This is a genomic window from Pseudomonas sp. MOIL14HWK12:I1 (genome assembly GCF_000510705.1).
Classification (GTDB): domain Bacteria; phylum Pseudomonadota; class Gammaproteobacteria; order Pseudomonadales; family Pseudomonadaceae; genus Chryseomonas; species Chryseomonas oryzihabitans.
On record NZ_KI783307.1, the window covers coordinates 972926 to 989691 of the forward strand.

Annotated in this window: 15 protein-coding genes; 3 read left to right on the top strand and 12 right to left on the bottom strand. The window is 65.9% G+C overall.

Features of this window, described 5'->3' with window-relative positions; all coding sequences use genetic code 11:
* Position 1 precedes the first annotated feature (1 nt).
* The 8 genes from PSEK12I1_RS0114515 to PSEK12I1_RS0114550 all read right to left on the bottom strand — a co-directional run bounded on the left by PSEK12I1_RS0114515 (position 2) and on the right by PSEK12I1_RS0114550 (position 8749).
* On the bottom strand, positions 2-1504 hold the full coding sequence (locus tag PSEK12I1_RS0114515) for an ABC transporter substrate-binding protein (RefSeq protein ID WP_027601988.1): 1503 nt from the start codon (positions 1502-1504) through the stop codon (positions 2-4).
* Entirely contained in the window at positions 1501-2589 is a 1089-nt protein-coding gene (locus tag PSEK12I1_RS0114520; RefSeq protein WP_027601989.1) for an ABC transporter ATP-binding protein, read from the bottom strand. The genes PSEK12I1_RS0114515 and PSEK12I1_RS0114520 overlap by 4 nt, the downstream gene beginning before the upstream one ends.
* Complete coding sequence (locus PSEK12I1_RS0114525) at positions 2586-3572, bottom strand: ABC transporter ATP-binding protein (RefSeq protein ID WP_027601990.1); 987 nt, start codon at positions 3570-3572, stop codon at positions 2586-2588. The genes PSEK12I1_RS0114520 and PSEK12I1_RS0114525 overlap by 4 nt, the downstream gene beginning before the upstream one ends.
* Positions 3569-4291 carry a FadR/GntR family transcriptional regulator gene (locus PSEK12I1_RS0114530; protein WP_027599731.1) on the bottom strand — a complete coding sequence of 241 codons (723 nt, stop codon included), beginning with the start codon at positions 4289-4291 and terminating at the stop codon, positions 3569-3571. Before PSEK12I1_RS0114530 ends, PSEK12I1_RS0114525 begins: the two co-directional genes overlap by 4 nt.
* 635 nt (positions 4292-4926) lie before the next feature.
* Positions 4927-5070 carry a hypothetical protein gene (locus tag PSEK12I1_RS24415; protein WP_177323757.1) on the bottom strand — a complete coding sequence of 48 codons (144 nt, stop codon included), beginning with the start codon at positions 5068-5070 and terminating at the stop codon, positions 4927-4929.
* 242 nt (positions 5071-5312) lie between these two features.
* A complete protein-coding gene (locus PSEK12I1_RS0114540; protein WP_027601991.1) occupies positions 5313-6536 on the bottom strand; it encodes an MFS transporter in 1224 nt (407 codons plus the stop codon).
* A gap of 368 nt (positions 6537-6904) precedes the next feature.
* Positions 6905-7819 carry an EthD domain-containing protein gene (locus PSEK12I1_RS23830; protein WP_051399119.1) on the bottom strand — a complete coding sequence of 305 codons (915 nt, stop codon included), beginning with the start codon at positions 7817-7819 and terminating at the stop codon, positions 6905-6907.
* A 204-nt stretch (positions 7820-8023) separates the two neighbouring features.
* Positions 8024-8749, bottom strand: coding sequence for an SDR family NAD(P)-dependent oxidoreductase (locus PSEK12I1_RS0114550; RefSeq protein ID WP_027601992.1), 726 nt, complete (start codon positions 8747-8749; stop codon positions 8024-8026).
* Between the two features lie 103 nt (positions 8750-8852).
* Between PSEK12I1_RS0114550 and PSEK12I1_RS0114555 the strand changes: the two genes are divergently transcribed.
* A complete protein-coding gene (locus tag PSEK12I1_RS0114555; protein WP_051399120.1) occupies positions 8853-9245 on the top strand; it encodes a helix-turn-helix domain-containing protein in 393 nt (130 codons plus the stop codon).
* A gap of 182 nt (positions 9246-9427) precedes the next feature.
* Here the strand turns inward: PSEK12I1_RS0114555 and PSEK12I1_RS0114560 are convergent, their stop codons facing one another.
* Both PSEK12I1_RS0114560 and PSEK12I1_RS0114565 read right to left on the bottom strand, forming a co-directional pair.
* The gene (locus tag PSEK12I1_RS0114560; protein ID WP_027601994.1) at positions 9428-10153 is read right to left on the bottom strand and encodes an RNA methyltransferase; all 726 of its coding nucleotides are present in this window, start codon (positions 10151-10153) and stop codon (positions 9428-9430) included.
* Positions 10153-11802 (bottom strand): NAD(P)/FAD-dependent oxidoreductase, encoded by a 1650-nt coding sequence (locus tag PSEK12I1_RS0114565; RefSeq protein WP_027601995.1) that lies wholly within the window; start codon positions 11800-11802, stop codon positions 10153-10155. The genes PSEK12I1_RS0114560 and PSEK12I1_RS0114565 overlap by 1 nt, the downstream gene beginning before the upstream one ends.
* Positions 11803-12046: 244 nt before the next feature.
* Here PSEK12I1_RS0114565 and rlmE point away from each other — a divergent pair, with 244 nt between their 5' ends.
* Both rlmE and PSEK12I1_RS0114575 read left to right on the top strand, forming a co-directional pair.
* The gene (gene rlmE / locus PSEK12I1_RS0114570) at positions 12047-12667 is read left to right on the top strand and encodes a 23S rRNA (uridine(2552)-2'-O)-methyltransferase RlmE (protein WP_007158737.1); all 621 of its coding nucleotides are present in this window, start codon (positions 12047-12049) and stop codon (positions 12665-12667) included.
* A gap of 352 nt (positions 12668-13019) precedes the next feature.
* Positions 13020-13391, top strand: a complete 372-nt coding sequence (locus PSEK12I1_RS0114575; protein ID WP_027599722.1) for a hypothetical protein — start codon at positions 13020-13022, stop codon at positions 13389-13391.
* 122 nt (positions 13392-13513) lie between these two features.
* On the opposite strand, the gene PSEK12I1_RS0114580 is transcribed toward PSEK12I1_RS0114575, so the two are convergent.
* Together PSEK12I1_RS0114580 and PSEK12I1_RS0114585 are read right to left on the bottom strand one after the other, a co-directional pair.
* Positions 13514-15172, bottom strand: coding sequence for a methyl-accepting chemotaxis protein (locus PSEK12I1_RS0114580; protein WP_027601996.1), 1659 nt, complete (start codon positions 15170-15172; stop codon positions 13514-13516).
* Between the two features lie 773 nt (positions 15173-15945).
* The gene (locus tag PSEK12I1_RS0114585) at positions 15946-16695 is read right to left on the bottom strand and encodes a BPL-N domain-containing protein (protein ID WP_081737494.1); all 750 of its coding nucleotides are present in this window, start codon (positions 16693-16695) and stop codon (positions 15946-15948) included.
* Between the last annotated feature and the right edge of the window lie 71 nt (positions 16696-16766).

Sequence of the window (16766 nt, forward strand, 5' to 3'; positions counted from 1 at the left end):
GCTATTGCCCGCGGGTGACGCCGGCCAGGCGAATCAGGCCGTCGGGATTGGGGACGAAGCCCTTGAGATCGGCGCGGGTGGCGATGATGCGCGGATCGAAATAGAGATAGAACACCGGCAGCTCCTCGCGCAGCAGGGTCAGGGCCTGGGCATAGAGCGCCTGACGCTGGGCCTGGTCATTGATGGTGCGGGCCTGGTCGAGCAGTTGATCCAGCGCGGCGTTGCAGTAGCGGCCGTCGTTCTGGTTGCCCTTGCAGGTGACGAATTGATGCACGTTGCCATCCGGATCGGGGCGGCCGGACCAGGCGCTCAGGCCGAGCTGGAAGTTGCCGGCGTGCTGTTCGGCCAGCAGGGTGGCGTATTCGGTGGCGACCAGGTTGACCTCGAAGCCGGCCTCGGCGGCCATGGCCTGGATCAGCTGGCCTACCTGCTGGGCGATGGGATTGTTGGCGATCTTCAGCTCCACCTTGACCGGCAGGCTGACGCCGGCGGCCTTGAGCAGCGCCTGGCTGCGCGCCACGTCGCGGGCCGGCACGGCGAAGGCCTTGTCGTAGTAGGGGCTGCTCTGCGGGAAGGGCTGCACGCTGGGCGCATAGAGGCCTTCGAACACCACCTGGTTGAGCGCCTCGCGATCCAGCGCCAGGTCGAAGGCCTGACGCACGCGCTTGTCGCCGGCGAAGGGATTCTTCGCCCGGTCGCCGTTGGCCATGTTCACCATCAGCTGCATGTAGCCCAGGCCCGGGGTGTTGTAGAGGGTGAAGCCGGCCTGGCCCTGCAGGCCCTTGACGTCGGTGGGCGCGACCCGCTCGACGATGTCCAGGTCGCCGGAGCGCAGGTTGGCCAGGCGCACCGAGGTGTCCGGGATGGGCAGGAAGATCAGCCGGTCGAAGTGGTAGGCGCTGGCGTTCCAGTACTGGGGGAAGCGCTCCAGCACGATGCGGTCCTGCTGCACCCGCTGCACGAAGCGATAGGGGCCGGAACAGACCGGCTTGCTACCCACGTCGCCGGTGGACGCCTTGGGCGCCAGCATCATGCCGGCGCGGTCGGAGAGCTGGGCGAGCAGGGTGGCGTCGGGTTGCTTGAGGCGGATGCGCACGGTCTGGGGATCGACCACCTCGACGGTATCCACCGAAGCCAGTTCGCTCTTGCGCAGCGAGTCGGGCAGGCTGCGGGCGCGGTCCAGGTTGAATTTCACCGCGGCGGCGTCGAAGGTCTCGCCGTCATGGAAGGTCACGCCCTGGCGCAATTGCAGCGTCAGGCTGCGGTTGTCGTCGCTCCACTGCCAGGCGGTGGACAGCTGGGGCACCAGCTCCAGCTGTGGCGAGACGTCTACCAGCTTGTCGCACAGGGCGGTGTAGACCAGCCGCCCCGAATAGGTCCGCGAGCGGTGCGGATCGAGCACGTCGGGATCGTCCTGGATGCCGATGCGCAGGGTGGTCTCGGCCAGGGCGGAGCCGCCGGCCAGGAGCAGAAGGGTGGCGGTGAGCCAGGCGGAGGCTTTCATGGGGTGGGCTCCAGAAGGGATTGATGACGGTTGAACAGGGCCAGGCGGCGCGTGAAGGCGGCGCTGGTGGCGATCAGCGGCGGCGGTGAGGCGCCCGCGCCGGCGATCTCGCGCCAGAAGTGGCAGGCCACACGGCCTTCGCCGGCGGCGGATTCCAGCAGCGGCTTGGCCTCGCGGCACAGCGGCCGGGCGTGGGGGCAGCGGGTGTGGAAGCGACAACCGCTGGGCGGCGCCGTGGGGCTGGGCAGGTCGCCGCCGAGCAGGGTGCGTGGCCGCCGCGCCCGCGGATGGTTGACCGGCACCGCAGCGAGCAGCGCCTGGGTGTAGGGATGCAGGGGTGTCTCGAACAGCGCCTCCACCGGCGCCAGTTCGACGATCTCGCCGAGGTACATGACCGCCACCCGGTCGCTCATGTGGCGGATCACGCCGAGGCCATGGGCGACGATGATCAGGGTCAGGCCGAAGCGCGCCTTGAGGTCTTCCAGCAGATTCACCACCTGGGCCTGCACCGAGACGTCCAGCGCCGAGACCGGCTCGTCGCCGAGCAGCAGCCGCGGTTCGGCAGCCAGGGCGCGGGCGATGCCGATGCGCTGGCGCTGGCCGCCGGAGAATTCATGGGGATAGCGCCCCGCCAGTTCCGGCGCCAGGCCCACGGTGCGCAACAGTTCGGCCACCCGCTCCCCGCGCTGGCGGCGATCCAGCGGCCTGTGCAGCCACAGCGGCTCGCCAACGATGTCGGCCACGCTCATGCGCGGATTCAGCGAAGCGAAGGGGTCCTGGAAGATGATCTGCAATTCCTGGCGGACCTGGCGCAGCGCCGCCGGGCTGAGATTGCCCAGGTTGCGGCCTTCGTATATGACATCGCCTGCGGTAGGGGCGAGCAGGTTGAGCAACAGGCGGCCGAGGGTCGACTTGCCCGAGCCGGACTCGCCCACCAGCGCCAGGGTCTCGCCGCGGCGCACCGCGAAGGAGACATCGCTCACCGCCTGCACCGGCGGTCGTGGGCGTTGCAGGAAACCGGCCTGGCCACCGAAGTGCTTGGTCAGGCCGATGGCTTCGAGGATGGGGCGTTCCACGGCGGTCATGCAGGGGTCTCCAGGTGCTGTTCTAGGGGCGCGCGGATACAGGCCACCTGCTGGCCCGAGGCGAGTGCCACGAGCGGTGGCGGCGCCTGGCGGCAGGCGTCGAGGACGAAGGGGCAGCGACTGGCGAAGCGACAGCCGGCGGGCATCTCGGCGGGCGTCGGCACCCGGCCGGCGATGGTCGCCAGGCGCCCCGTGCGCGGTCCCAGCGAGGGCATGGAGCCCATCAGGCCGAGGGTGTAGGGATGCTGCGGATCGTCGAACAGCTGGGCGACCGGGCCGGATTCCACCACCCGGCCGGCGTACATCACTGCCATCTCGTCGGCGACCTCGGCGACCACGCCGAGGTCGTGAGTGATGAGGATCATGGCGCTGCCGGTCTCGGCCTGCAGACTGGCGATGAGTTCGAGGATCTGCGCCTGGATGGTCACGTCCAGCGCCGTGGTGGGCTCGTCGGCGATGATCAGCGCCGGGTCGTTGGCCAGCGCCATGGCGATCATCACCCGCTGGCGCATGCCGCCGGAGAGTTCGTGGGGATAGGCCGCCAGCCGCTGGGCCGCGGCTGGCACCCGCACCTTCTCCAACATCTCCAGGGCGCGCTGCCGGGCAGCCGACTGACTGCCATCACGATGGCGCAGCACGGTTTCCATCAATTGTTCGCCGACGGTGAAGGCCGGATTCAGCGAGGTCATCGGCTCCTGGAACACCATGGCCAGGCGATCGCCGCGCAGGTCGCGGCGGCGCGCCTCGGCCATGCCCAGCAGGTCCTCACCCATGAAGCTGGCTTGATGAGCGCGGACCTGGGCGCTGGCCGGCAACAGCCCCATCAGCGCCATGGAGGTCACGCTCTTGCCACAGCCGGATTCGCCCACCAGGGCCAGGGTGCGGCCCGGCTGCACGGTAAAGCTCAGGCCTTCCACCACCGCGGCCGGCGCTCCAGCGAAGCGTACGCTGAGGTCGTCCACCACCAATACCGGGGCACTCATAGGGCCTGCTCCAGGGTCTGTTGCAGCACGCTGTCCAGTGCCAGCTGCAGGGCGCGCAGATGGGCGCGCATCACCGCCGCGGCGCGGACCGGATCGCGGGCATCGAGGGCTTCCACCAGGGCCTGGTGGTCATCGTGGTAGGCCAGCAGGCGCTGGGCATTGCGCGCCCGGTGGCGCAGGTCGCGCCAGATCGGGTCCAGGCGGATGGCGTCGAGCATCTCAAACAGGTCCAGCAACAGGCGGTTGCCGGCGGCCTCGGCGATGCTGCGGTGGAAGGCGCTGTCCCACAGCTCGATGGCATCGGCGTCCTCACTGCTGCCCAGGCGTTCGAAGGCGGTGCGCTCGGCCATGCGGCGGATCAGGGCGCGCTGCTCGCCACTGGCGCGCTGGGCGGCCAGGGCGGCGAGATTCGGCTCCAGGTGCAGCCGTGCCTCCATCACCTCGCTGAAATTGGTGCGCGCCGACAGCTGGGTCAGGGTGAGGGCTGCGCTCGGCGGCGTGGGGCCGACGTAGGTGCCCTTGCCCTGGCGGCGCCAGACCTGGCCCTCGGCTTCGAGCACCGCCAGGGCACGGCGGATGGAACGCCGGCTGACGCCGAATTCACTGGCCAGCTCGCGCTCCGGCGGCAGGGGTTTGTCGGGGAGGTTGCTCTGCTGGGCCACCAGGTTGCGCAAGGCATCCAGGGCCAGGCGGGCACTGTCGTCGGTGTGGATCTGCATCGAACCTTTGCCTCTTAGGTCTGGGCCGTCTCCCGCTGCAAAACGCGCTAACAACGCGATCGCAGGGGAGATGCGAATACCTGAGGCGGGTGCAAGGCCGATGCCATTTGAAATTGGTTCGCTGGACCTTTCAGCGCGAGGCTCTGGGGCGATGCCTGGATTCCGGTCTCGGTCCGGGCCCGCAGCATTGGTTCGCGTCTGGGCGAACCTTTGTCCGGCTACTCACGAGACGCTGCGCCAGGATGGAGCCCGGTTGCACCGGAGCGGCGCGTTGGGGATGTCACTCAGCGTCTGCCCCGATACTCCGCCTTCCACGCTGAGCGGATCGATGCAACGGATAGCCAGATCTTCCTCGTGCTGCCGGACCCTACGTAAATGTCCGGTCCCGCTGCCCAGCTGCTGAATGGACAGGTCCGCGGGAGAGTCGTCGTGGACGTCAGCGCCTAAGCCCGGCCCAGGCGAACGTTGATAAGGACCGTCAAAAGGCTGCATTTCTCGCGACTACGCATGGCTGCGCCGAATGCCGGCATCGCTCGCTCGGCATTCGGCTGCGTGCGCTTCTACGTCTGGCCCAAGACCACCCGGGGGACGTCGCCGCTTGCCATCCCAGCTAACAGCCGACTGGCATCAGGGCGTCAGCAGATGGGCAGTTCACCGGTCACGATGGCGATGGCGATGGCGATGGCGATGACGATGACGATGAACAGGCTGAACATTGGTAGCGATCTCTTGAAGAATTCCTTCTGGTACTCACCGAAGGTCAGTCCCGTACGATTCATCAGCAGGAACAGCCAGGCGACTGTAGGACTCGGATAACGCTGAGGTAGAGGATCGCATCACCGTTTTTGGCGGCGAACACTGTGCAAGTATCGAACGCAGATGGCGATGGCTGCCTCCATCGAGAGGTGGGGGGCTGCCTATCCTGACGCCCTTCTGGCACGCGACTACCACTTTCTCGCTAATTCGATTCAGCGCTCAGAGGGGTGTTGATCGTGGTAAGCCTTACCTGCGAATCGGCACTTCATTCCTTTTTGGCATTGAGATGGCTTTCCACTGCACGGAACGTCAGCAACAGCAGACCGGCGATGCCGAGCGTGAGGGGGGCGCCTAGGGCGCTGGCGAGCAAGCCGGCGAGCAGGCCACCCACCGCCTCGAAGCCGAAGCGCATGGCGATGTACAGGGCGATCACGCGGCCACGCAGCGCTGCCGGGGCATCGCCCTGCAACAGCATGTTGGTGCTGACGTTGTTGGCGGTGATGCCGAAGCCCAGCAGGGCCAGCAACAGTAGCGCGAAGGGAAGCGGCAGCTGGAACGCCAGCAGGCACAGGGCCAGGGCGCAGCACAACTCGGCGATGAAGATCACGCGCCTCAGGCGGTGCAAGGCGCCGGCGAGGGCGAGCATGATCGTGGCGACGAAGGCACCCGCACCGGCGGCTCCCCATAGCCACCCCAGCATCCGGGCATCGCCGAGGTAGAGCGTCTTGGCCAGTACCGGCAGCAAGACGCTGTAGTTGGAGGCCAGCAGGTTGACGGCGACCACACCCAGCATCAGGCGCCGGACCGAGAAGGTAGTCCAGACGTAGTCCAGGCCTTCACGAAACATCTGACTGGTCGAACCGCTGGCTTTGGCGGTCGCGCTGCCCTGAACCTTCGTCAGGCCCAGCAGCAAGGTGGCAAAGGCGATCGCAGTGATCAGGAAGCACAGCGCTTCGCTACTGGCGGCGATCAGGGCGCCGGCCAACGGCGGGCCGATGAAGCGCGCGGCGTTGATCAGCATGGCATTGAGGGCGAGGGCGTTGGGCAAATCGCTGGCGTCGGCCACGAAGCTACCGATGAGTGCCTGTCTGAGCGGTGTTTCCAGGGCATTCAGCAAGCCCAGGAATAGAGCCATGGCGATCAGGATCGGCGCGTCGATCCAGCCTTGCCAGCTCAAGAGCGCGAGCAACAGCGATTGGATGGCCAGCAGCGACTGCGCCGCGATCAGGCAACGGCGTTTGTCGTGGCGGTCGATCCAGGCGCCGGCGATCGGACCTACCAGCAATTGCGGGGCGAGCGTCAGAAAGGTGATGACGCCCAGCAGGGTGGCGGAAGCGGTAACGTGATAGGCCATCCACGACAGCGCGACCTGTTGCACCCATTTGCCCAGCGTCGACACGCCCTGGCAGGCAAAATAGATTTGGAAGTCACGATGGGCGAGCGCCCGTACAGCGGTGGGCCAACGGGAGGGCTGTGCAGGTTTCGCCAAGAAGGCTGTCTCCAGATTGACTCGGCAGGCAGCGGCCGGTCCGGCAGGTCAAGTGCGGCACCGCGACAACCAGCACGGCGATGCTTGAGACAAGAGCGGCTACCCCTGGCGCTCATGCCATACAGGGCGGGCAGTGCGCAGAACCCGTCATCAGGCCGGCCGTTTCAAGTTGCGGGGTAACAACCAGCTATGAGCTGGCTTTTTAGAATGTCATTTCGTTTTGCTGTTTGCAATGGCCAGCCCGAGCAGCCGGGCTGGCGGACGTTGGCCGGACGAAGGTCTCCTCGTTCGGCCCTAGCGGCCGGCACGGCGTCGTCGTCGACCATGGGGTGAAAAACCAAGCCGGCCGGAAGTAGGACCGATGGCCTTCAGTCCTGGCGTGGGGTCGATGCCGAGGAGGGCGCATCGTTTTCCGGTAACGCGCCGTGACGAAGCAGATGCACGACTTCGTCCTGCGTCTGGTTGACCGCCCCGAGGCGCTCGATCAGTTCGGCCGCGCGACTGCCGCGCAGGCCGGCGGTGGTGAGCTGGCCGGCATGGACGTAGGTGTAAACCCCGGACACGGCGAAGGCCTTGATACAGGCGACGTGCCGCGCCTGTTCGGGCAGGGTGCTGCGGAAGGTCTCGCTGGCGAAGAAGCGGCGGCGTTCCAGTGGCGAGGCGAAGACGATCTCCACCATCGACAGCGCCGCGCGGATGGCATCGGCCCGGTGCGCCACGTCGGGCGACGGCGGATGCTGACCGTCGTTGACGAAGGGCACGCACGGGTGGACGCGCACTTTCAGGACGGCCGCCTGGGTGGCCAGCCAGGGGCCCAGGTGGCTCAGCAGATAAGTGTTCAGGTCCTCGAGGCTGTCGCGGGGATGCAGATGGAGCTGCAGGCGATCCAGCTGGTCGGGACCGTTGTGCTGCTCGTCCGCCAGCGTGTTCTTGAAGGCATGCGAGCCATAGGGCAGATCATAGGCAAGCGTCTCGGCGAACATGTTCTGCTCGTCGCTGAACAGCACGGGGCTGGCGGCCTGGAAGGTACGCTGATGCGCCTCGTCAGCGAAGCCGATCTCGACCATTCCATCCAGTTCGTAGTCGGGAATCTCGCGGATGCCCTCGGCCAGCGGCCACAGATGGGCGTCCTGCTCTCGGTCGAAGTGGTATTGCACGTAATGACCGAGCCCCGGCAGACGGGCGCACAGGGGACCGTGGACATCACGCCAGTATTGCGCGAACAGGTCATGGGGCACGCGTTCGCGACGCTTGACCGTGGTGTAGCTGTTGAGAGTGATCATGGGGGCGCATTCCTGAAGGCGAGACTTGGAAAGTGGACCCCTGATGTTGGCGATAAGCTCCGGACGTTCGCGAGCGAGATAGCTCGCCAAGGTTCGCGCCTCCTCACCCGAACCCGAACCCGAACCCGAACCCGAACCCGAACCCGAACCCGGACGCGCTCGATCCGTGGAGCGCGTCCTGAACATCCAGGCGCGAGACGCTTGTCAGACCTGCGCCATGCCACCGTCGACCGGCAACTCGGCGCCGGTGATGAAGCTGCTCTGGTCGCTGGCGAGAAAGAGCGCGGCCGCGGCCACTTCCTCGACGCGTGCCATCCGGCCGAGCGGGATCAGTCTGTTAAGCTGCTCTCTCACCTCCGCCGAGGTCGCCGCCATCATGGCGGTGTCCGTGGGCCCCGGCGCGACGACGTTGACGCGGATGTTGCGGGGCGCCAGTTCATTGGCCCAGGTCCGCGCGAAGGCGCGTACCGCCGCCTTGCTCGCCCCATAGACGCCATAGCCCGGGGTGCCGATCGCGGCGGCGATGGAGCCGATCAATACGACGGTGCCGCCAGCGGGCATGATCGCCGTCGCCACCTGGGTGGCGAAGAGCAGGGCGCGTACGTTGAGCGCGAAGGTTCGGTCGAAGTGCTCTGCGGTGAGGGTCTCGAGCGGTGCGAACTCCGAGAGGCCGGCGTTCACCACCAGCACATCCACCCGCCCGGCTTCGCGCCGCACGCGGTCGAAGAAGGCGGCAAGGGCCGTCACATCGGACGCATCGAGGCTGCGCTCCAGCAACCTGCCCGCGCCGCGTTCGACGTCGCGGGCCTGGGTGCGTCGACTGCTGGCGTACACCGTTGCGCCCTCGGTCGCGAAGCGTTCCGCGATGGCCCCACCGATCCCGCCATGACCACCGATCACGACGGCGACTTTTGCTGAAAGTATGCTCATGGATCCTCACCCGGTTGCTGTGGCTGTCCAGGAGCACGGTATCATTCGTATATCTGATCGCAAGAACGCACCTGAGGGTGCCTAGATATCCAGGCGGATACCCATGTCCAGCAACGAGCTCGAACTCCCGCTCGACGTCAGCGCGACGCGTCCCATCCTCGAACACATCGGCAACAAGTGGGCCGTGCTGATCCTGAGCGTCCTGTGCACGCAGCCGGCGCGCTTCAACGATCTCAAGCGCCGCCTCCACGGCATCACCCACAAATCCCTTTCCGAGGCCCTGAAGCGGCTCGAGCGCAACGGCCTGATCAGTCGCAAGGTACTGCCGACACAGCCGATCGGCGTCGAATACACCATCACCCCGCTTGGCAGCTCGCTGCGCGAACCCTTCGCCGCGCTCTATGGCTGGGCCCTGGCCCATGGTGCCGCCATGGAAGAGGCGCAACGGGTCTACGACCAGTCGCGAAAGGGAGAAGGGCAGGACGAGGACCTCTAGCGCCCGTCATCTGGGTTCGCCGCTCTTACCAGCGCAGCGGACGGGCGTGGTGCTTCAGGGACTGCCAGTGAATTCCCGGCAAGAGGCTTGGTGAGTCATGGGCGCGGGCGGGACGGACTCTCCCTCGCCTGGGAGGAGCCTCGCCACCCTCTGGAGCGGCCACCACGCGGCGTGCGTCAGCGCTAGCGACTCAACTCATAGGCGCACATGTTCACCGTGGCCGCCAGATTCAGGGACTCGATGGCGCCCGAACCGCCGATGGTGAAGGGCTGGGCGTTCAGCGCCGCCAGCTGCTCGCGCGGAACGCCGCGGGCTTCGTTGCCGAACAGGTAGCAGTCGAAGGCTGCGAAATCAGCGGACTGCACCGGCGTGCCCTGCATGTCCAGGCAGGCGAGGCGGGGGAAGCGCTGCTGCAGGCCGGCGAGTTCGACGTCGAGTTCCAGCGGGGTGTGGAAGATGGCGCCCATGCTGGCGCGGACCACCTTGGGGTTGTAGGGATCGACGCTGCCCGGGCTGAGCAGGCAGCGGAAGCGCCCGAACCAGGCCAGGGTACGCAGAATGGTGCCCAGGTTACCGGGATCCTGGATCTCGTGCAGATAGACGGCGCGCTCGCCCTCGACCGCTGCTGCCACGGGCTCCCGGGGCATGGGCACCACTGCAAGGATGCCCTGCGGGGTCTTGGTGTCGGCGAGCTGCGCCATCTGGCGGTCGCTGATCAGGTGCGTCCGGAACGGACTCTGCCAGTGTTCGTAGGCGCCCGTCACATAGAGTTCAGCGCGCTGCAGCGGGGGGTGCTGCAGCGCGGCCTTTTGCAGTTCCAGCGCCAGGTGCTCGCCCTCCACCAGGAAGTGGCCGAATTCGGCGCGGTACTTCTTCTGGTGGAGCTTCTTGATGTCGTCGAGCTTCATCAACCCGCGGCCCGAACCAGCGGCGCGTCCTGGGCGTCGCCTTCCGCGAGCATCGCCTTGGCCAGGGCCTCGGCGACCTTGATGCCGTCCACGCCGGCAGAGAGGATGCCGCCCGCGTAGCCGGCGCCTTCCCCGGCCGGATACAGGCCGCGCAGGTTCAGGCTCTGCAGGCTGTCGTTGTCGCGTGTAATACGTACCGGCGAGGAGGTGCGGGTCTCGATGCCGGTCAGGATGGCGTCATGGCGGTCGAAGCCGCGGATCTGCTTGCCGAAGGCGGGCAGGGCTTCGCGGATGGCCTCGATGGCATAGGCGGGCAGCGACGGCGCCAGATCGCCCAGGCGCACGCCGGGCTTGTAGGAGGGCTCGACTTCACCGAATTCGGTGGAGGGCACGCCGCGAATGAAGTCGCCGACCAATTGGCCGGGCGCGCAATAGTCGCTGCCGCCCAGTTCGTAGGCGCGCGATTCCAGGCGCTCCTGCAACTCGACGCCGGCCAGCGGATCGCCGGGGAAGTCCTGCTCGGGATTGATGCCCACCACGATGCCGGAGTTGGCATTGCGCTCGTTGCGCGAGTACTGGCTCATGCCGTTGGTGACCACGCGGCCCGGCTCGGAGGTGGCGGCCACCACGGTGCCGCCTGGGCACATGCAGAAGCTGTAGACGGCGCGGCCGTTCCTGGCGTGATGGACCAGCTTGTAGTCGGCGGCGCCGAGTTCCGGGTGGCCGGCGTACTTGCCCAGGCGGGCCTGGTCGATCATGCCCTGGGGGTGTTCGATGCGGAAGCCGACGGCGAAGGGCTTGGCCTCGATGTACACGCCCTGGCGGTGCAGCATGCGGAAGGTGTCGCGCGAGCTGTGACCCAGGGCGAGCACCACATGGCGGCTATGCAGGGTCTCGCCACTGGCGAGCACCACGCCTTCGAGCTGGCCGTCGTTGATCACCAGGTCGGTCACCTTGCTCTCGAAGCGGACTTCGCCGCCGAGGGCGATGATCTCTTCGCGCATGGCGGCGACCACGCCGGTCAGGCGGAAGGTGCCGATGTGCGGCTTGCTGACGTAGAGGATCTCTTCCGGCGCGCCGGCGCGGACGAATTCGTGCATCACCTTGCGGGCGTAGAACTTCGGATCCTTGATCTGGCTGTAGAGCTTGCCGTCGGAAAACAGTCCCGCACCGCCTTCACCGAATTGCACGTTGGATTCGGGGCTCAGCACCTTCTTGCGCCACAGCGCCCAGGTGTCCTTGGTGCGGCTGCGCACGTCCTTGCCGCGCTCGAGCACGATGGGCTTGAAGCCCATCTGGGCCAGCAGCAGGGCGGCGAACAGGCCGCAGGGACCGAACCCCACCACCAGCGGGCGCTCGGTCAGGTTGGCCGGCGCCTGGCCGACCGGGTAGTAGCCGGTGTCCGGCGCCGGACGCACGTGCAGGTCATTGGCGAAGCGCGCCAGCACCGCCGCCTCGTCGCGCACTTCCAGGTCGATGATGTAGATGAACAGGATGACGCTGTTCTTCTTGCGCGCATCGTAGCTGCGCTTGAACACGGTGAAATCGAGGAGGTCGGCGTCGCTCAGCTTCAGGCGTTCCAGGATGGCCTGGCGCAGCTCGGCGGGGGTGTGGTCAAGCGGCAGAGACAGTTCGTTGATGCGAATCATGACAATAATCCTGGCCGGTGACTCCGGCAAAGGAAGGGACGAGGGGGGTAGGGCGGCGATTGTACCCGGCGGCTCCAGCGCTGTCAGGCCGGGACGATGGGCGCTCCACTGGGCGGCCTGGCGGTCGCTCGGGCGATCCCCGATTCGTCCCCGGGCGTTATCGGCTTATAATCGCCGCCACTTTGCGGCCGGCCCGACCTGGCGCGCGTCCGCTCCTCACCCGCTTTCCCGTGGTAGCTCCAACATGAAAAGATCCAAAAGCAGCCGTCGCTGGCTGGATGAACACGTCAACGATCCCTACGTCAAACGCGCTCAGAAAGACGGCCTGCGCTCGCGCTCCAGCTACAAGCTGATCGAGCTCAACGAGAAGGACAAGCTGATCCGTCCGGGCATGCTGGTCATGGACCTGGGCTCAGCGCCCGGTGGCTGGTCGCAGGTGGCCGGCGGCATCGTTGGCGACAAGGGCCGCGTGGTGGCCACCGACATCCTGCCGATGGGAGCCCTCGACAACGTCGACTTCGTCCAGGGCGACTTCACCGACGATGCCGTCTTCCAGAAGATCCTCGGCGTGCTCGATGGCCGCCAGCCCGATCTGATCGTCTCCGACATCGCGCCCAACATCAGCGGGGTCGCGGCCGCCGACCAGGCCGCCGCCATGTACCTGGTGGAACTGACCCTCGACATGGTGCGCCAGGTGCTCAAGCCAGGTGGCAACTACGTGGTCAAGGTGTTCCAGGGCGAAGGCTCCGATGTCTTTCTGAAAGACGTACGCACCTCCTTCGAGAAGGTGTCGATCCGCAAGCCCGAAGCCTCGCGTCCCCGCTCGCGCGAGGTCTATCTGGTGGGCAAGGGTTTCAAGGGCTAGCTCTGGCCCTTGCCGCCAGCGCGGGCCTGCCAGATGGCCCGCCGAGATGATCTTCCGCCGTGCTGTTTCGTCATTAATACCTGCCACTACCCGTCGAGTATGTGCGCCGGCTCCTGGAGCTGCTGCAGCACATCGACGCGTCTTTCGAAAAGCCGCTCCCTTGCTCAGGAGACGCTGAGAATCCCGTAATCAGGGCCAACGCGAACTGGCGTTGCTCTTCAGCGCTATCCCGCAACTGTGAAGGGATGTTTCCGGCAGGAGTTAATTCCTGGGCGGCTGCTAGGGTTTCCTATTCATCTGCGCTCAAGCAGTTGTTGCGGTGATCTCGTGCCGAAAACTGGGGGCGGAAGAGATGAATACCTATGTGTTCGAGACGGCCAGAAGATTGCTGACGGACATCTATGGCGCCTTGTACGAGATGGAAAGCGGGCATGGTTTCAGATGCGTGAAGGCCGAGCGAGGTCAGATCTTCCTGTATCGGCCCGTGGCGGGTCTGGCCGAGGGCAATCTGGGCGAGATCGCCTTCGAGATCGAATCCCATGCCAGGCGCGCAGGCCGAGGGGTCGTCGAAACCCGACACTTCTTCAGGCAGTTGAAAGTCGCCAGCGGCCACCCCACCGAGCGTGACAGTCGCTATGACTGGCCGCGGATCGGCTTCACCGATAAGGAAGAGGTCACGGCTATCGTGCTCGAGCTCAAAGCCTTTCTCGGCGTGGGCCGCTGAGGCTTTCCAGCAGACAGCCTGGCCAGGGATCCTGACTAGCGTCCATCCGGTGTCTTGCAGGCAGAGGTGCTCACCCGGGGGTGAGCACCTCTGCCGAAGGGGACCGTATTGCCGGACCGGTCTCAGGCCGGCTCTTCGAAACGGGCATAGCCGACGGGGATGCCGCCTTGGCTGGCATGCCGCGAGTTGTCGACGAGAGCGGCCGCCCGCTTGGCCAGCCCCGGTCCCGAGCGCTTGGTAGCGGGGCGCGGTAGGTCTTGGCCAGTCAGGGTGCTGTTCAGGGTGAAGAACTCCATCAGTTGCTGGAGCAATTCGGCCTGGCTGCTCATCTCTTCGGCGGTGGCGGCCAGTTCCTCGGAGGCCGAGGCGTTCTGCTGGGTGACCTGGCTCAGCTGCAGCATGGCGCTGTTTATCTGCTCGACGCCAGAGGTCTGTTCTTCCGAAGCGGCAGTGATCTCCTGCACCAGGTCGGAGGTCTTGCTGATGGAGGGCACCATCTCGTCCAGCAGCGAGCCGGCGCGCTCGGCCAGGGCCACGCTGCCCTGGGCGACGTTGCTGATCTCCTGGGCGGCGACCTGGCTGCGCTCCGCCAGCTTGCGCACCTCGGACGCCACCACGGCGAAGCCCTTGCCATGCTCGCCGGCACGGGCCGCCTCGATGGCGGCGTTGAGGGCCAGCAGGTTGGTCTGGTAGGCGATGTCGTCGATGATGCTGATCTTGGCCGCGATGGTCTTCATCGCCACCAGGGTGTCTCTGACGGCCTGGCCGCCTTCGTTGGCCTCGCGATTGGCCTTGCCGGCCATGCCATCGGTGACCTTGGCGTTCTCGGTGTTCTGGGCGATGGAGGCCGACATCTGCTCGACGCTGGCACTGGTCTCCTCGACCGAGGCGGCCTGCTCGGTGCTGGCCTGACTGATGCTCTGGGCAGTAGCAGAGATCTCTTCCGACGCGCTAGCCAGCCCATCGGAGGCACTGCGGACATCGCTGATGATCTGCGACAGGCGCTGGTTCATGCCGTCCATGGCGCGGAGCAGGGCGGCGGTCTCGTCACGGCCCTCGGCGTCGATGCGCTGGGTGAGGTCGCCAGCGGCCAGGCGATCGGCGATCTCGACCGCGGCGCGCAGGGGCCGGGTGATGCTGCGGCTCATGAGGAAGCCCAGCAGGATGCCAAAGGCCACGCCCCCCGCGATGATGCCGATCAGCATGACCCGGCTGCGGGCATAGATCTGGTCGGTGAGGTCGTTGGCGTCGCTGGCGTTCTGCTCCTTGCGCTTGGACAGTTCGGTCATCAGCACGCCCACTTGGTCGCCATAACGGCGGACACTGACCAGCTGGTTGTCCAGCTCGGGATCGGCGTCCCGCAGCGTCCGCTTGCCCGCGATCGCCATGGCCTGGTCCAGTTGAGAGGTGTAGCTGCCGAGCAACTCGTCGATCTGCCGGAAATTGGCGGCCGACGCCTCGCTGCTGAACAGGGGGCGGGCCTTGGCGAGATTGTCCCGCACGTTGGCCAGGCCCAGCTTGACCTCCGCCTTGGCCCGATTGCGATCCTCTTCGGAGGTTGCCAGCAGGTAGTTGCTGCGCGCGCGGCCGATAAAGACCAGATTCAGATTGGCCTCCTTGATATAGGACAGCCCGAGCAACTCGTTCTGATAGAGCTGAGTCGCCAGATCGTTGATCTGGCTGCTGTTGCTCAGACCTGCCAACCCCACGACCAGGCTGATGGACGCCACGGCGATAAAGGACACGATGAGACGGGTGCCGATCCGGAAATTCTTGAACATCTGAAAGCTCCTGCTTAGGAAGGCTAGTGTTCGCGACTAGCCAGGACTGACGACGGAATAGTGACGTCAATAGGCAGGCTTTCGGATCGGGCCTAACTAAATTTATAGTGGCCTAACGCCACTTCGATAAATAAAAACAGTTGTTGTAGTTAGCGTTGATATTCTTCCGATAATTGTTTTCACGCTAATGGTAGTGTGTGGCGAAGTTCCAGAGCGTTGTGTTCGGGCAATGCGCCGGTAGTCGCTCGCGACCCCGCAGGGGGAAGCGAAGCGGACAGCAGGCGGCGCGCTGAAAGGCAGTTTCGACAGTCCAAATCGCGCATTTGGTGCATCGCGCCTCAGCGGCGTTCTGCGTAGCGACGAGTCTTGGATCCTGCAACGGTACGGATGAACCGCGGAAGGTGGGCGGGATCATGGTTCAACTGCGCGCGGGTTCAGCGAGTAAAGTTGTGAGTAGGTGCAGCGAGTTAAACCCTGGGGCAGTTCTCTCAATCAGATTGGTCTATCTGCCAAAGTTTTAATTGGAAGTTTTATTTTGATGGATATGGCTAAAGCGTTTGCATTGTTCTTTTTATATCTAGGCGCTGGCCGGAAAAGTTGGTGTTTGAGCCTTCGGCAGTTAGTGGGAGGGCACAGCAAGAGTGGTAAGGTCATGTTCGCCCGCGTCCATCCCTTGGGCGCTACATAGCCCAACTGATCTCGCCAGTCTGACGGACGATCGCGTCGACCTGCGCGGTCTGCCTGCCAACACGTCTCACTGCCAGAGCACGGCCTCAGCGCAGGGTTTCGTCCACCAGGCTCTTGAAAAGAGACGTCCGAGGCCGGCTCGCCGGTGGGATGTCGGCCTGTTCGAACCAGCTCGCATCGGCCTCGGGATGCGGTCCGCTCAGGGCCACCACGCCACGGCCGAAGGGATAGCGGGCCGCGGCTATGTCCCCGTTGGCATAGGTCGCCAGCACCCGAACGCCAGGCGCATGACTGGACGGTAGATAGGGCCCATCCTGGTAGAAAACGTGGTCGTCATGGCCTGCCCAGCGTACGGCGACCGCGGCGTCGTCGATGGTGGTCACTGGAAAGCCGGGGCGTCCCACCTCCGAATCGAGATCGTCGGGTATGAGCCTGAGGTTTCCGGCATCGGCAAGGTAGGCGCCCATGCACAGCCCAAGATAGCGTCCGCCCTGGGCAACGTAGTCACCCAGCGCGGCGCTGCGCGCATCCCCAAGGCTGGCCAGGGCTGCGGGAATGTCCTGGCCGCCGCCCGGCTGTACATAGAGGCTGTAGCGGCGCAGGTTGGCGGGCGTTATATCGATGCGTTCCGCCGGGCCGACGAAGTCAACGCGATAGCGCGGGTCCAGCCGTTCGATGGCCGTCCGGACCGTTTCGGAGCAATCGTCGCACCCCGCAGGGCCGCGGTAGACGGCCACCGCCACGGTGGGCGCCTGGGCAGCCTGGGCCAGTGGCAAGGGACCGGCCAGACAGAGGAGCGCCAGCGCGGCGCGTCTCACTCCAGTTGAAAGCGTCATCCGCGGGACTCTTCTGCAGGGGGCTCTGGGATTGGCAAGCGGCGTCGGGCTTTGGCCCCATCCATTCAAGG

Excerpts from the sequence above, each read along its gene's own strand:
- PSEK12I1_RS0114515 (WP_027601988.1), bottom strand. The coding sequence starts at position 1,504 with ATGAAAGCCTCCGCCTGGCTCACCGCCACCCTTCTGCTCCTGGCCGGC.
- PSEK12I1_RS0114520 (WP_027601989.1), bottom strand. The coding sequence starts at position 2,589 with ATGACCGCCGTGGAACGCCCCATCCTCGAAGCCATCGGCCTGACCAAG.
- PSEK12I1_RS0114525 (WP_027601990.1), bottom strand. The coding sequence starts at position 3,572 with ATGAGTGCCCCGGTATTGGTGGTGGACGACCTCAGCGTACGCTTCGCT.
- PSEK12I1_RS0114530 (WP_027599731.1), bottom strand. The coding sequence starts at position 4,291 with ATGCAGATCCACACCGACGACAGTGCCCGCCTGGCCCTGGATGCCTTG.
- PSEK12I1_RS24415 (WP_177323757.1), bottom strand. The coding sequence starts at position 5,070 with ATGAATCGTACGGGACTGACCTTCGGTGAGTACCAGAAGGAATTCTTC.
- PSEK12I1_RS23830 (WP_051399119.1), bottom strand. The coding sequence starts at position 7,819 with ATGATCACTCTCAACAGCTACACCACGGTCAAGCGTCGCGAACGCGTG.
- PSEK12I1_RS0114550 (WP_027601992.1), bottom strand. The coding sequence starts at position 8,749 with ATGAGCATACTTTCAGCAAAAGTCGCCGTCGTGATCGGTGGTCATGGC.
- PSEK12I1_RS0114555 (WP_051399120.1), top strand. The coding sequence starts at position 8,853 with ATGTCCAGCAACGAGCTCGAACTCCCGCTCGACGTCAGCGCGACGCGT.
- PSEK12I1_RS0114560 (WP_027601994.1), bottom strand. The coding sequence starts at position 10,153 with ATGAAGCTCGACGACATCAAGAAGCTCCACCAGAAGAAGTACCGCGCC.
- PSEK12I1_RS0114565 (WP_027601995.1), bottom strand. The coding sequence starts at position 11,802 with ATGATTCGCATCAACGAACTGTCTCTGCCGCTTGACCACACCCCCGCC.
- rlmE (WP_007158737.1), top strand. The coding sequence starts at position 12,047 with ATGAAAAGATCCAAAAGCAGCCGTCGCTGGCTGGATGAACACGTCAAC.
- PSEK12I1_RS0114575 (WP_027599722.1), top strand. The coding sequence starts at position 13,020 with ATGAATACCTATGTGTTCGAGACGGCCAGAAGATTGCTGACGGACATC.
- PSEK12I1_RS0114580 (WP_027601996.1), bottom strand. The coding sequence starts at position 15,172 with ATGTTCAAGAATTTCCGGATCGGCACCCGTCTCATCGTGTCCTTTATC.
- PSEK12I1_RS0114585 (WP_081737494.1), bottom strand. The coding sequence starts at position 16,695 with ATGACGCTTTCAACTGGAGTGAGACGCGCCGCGCTGGCGCTCCTCTGT.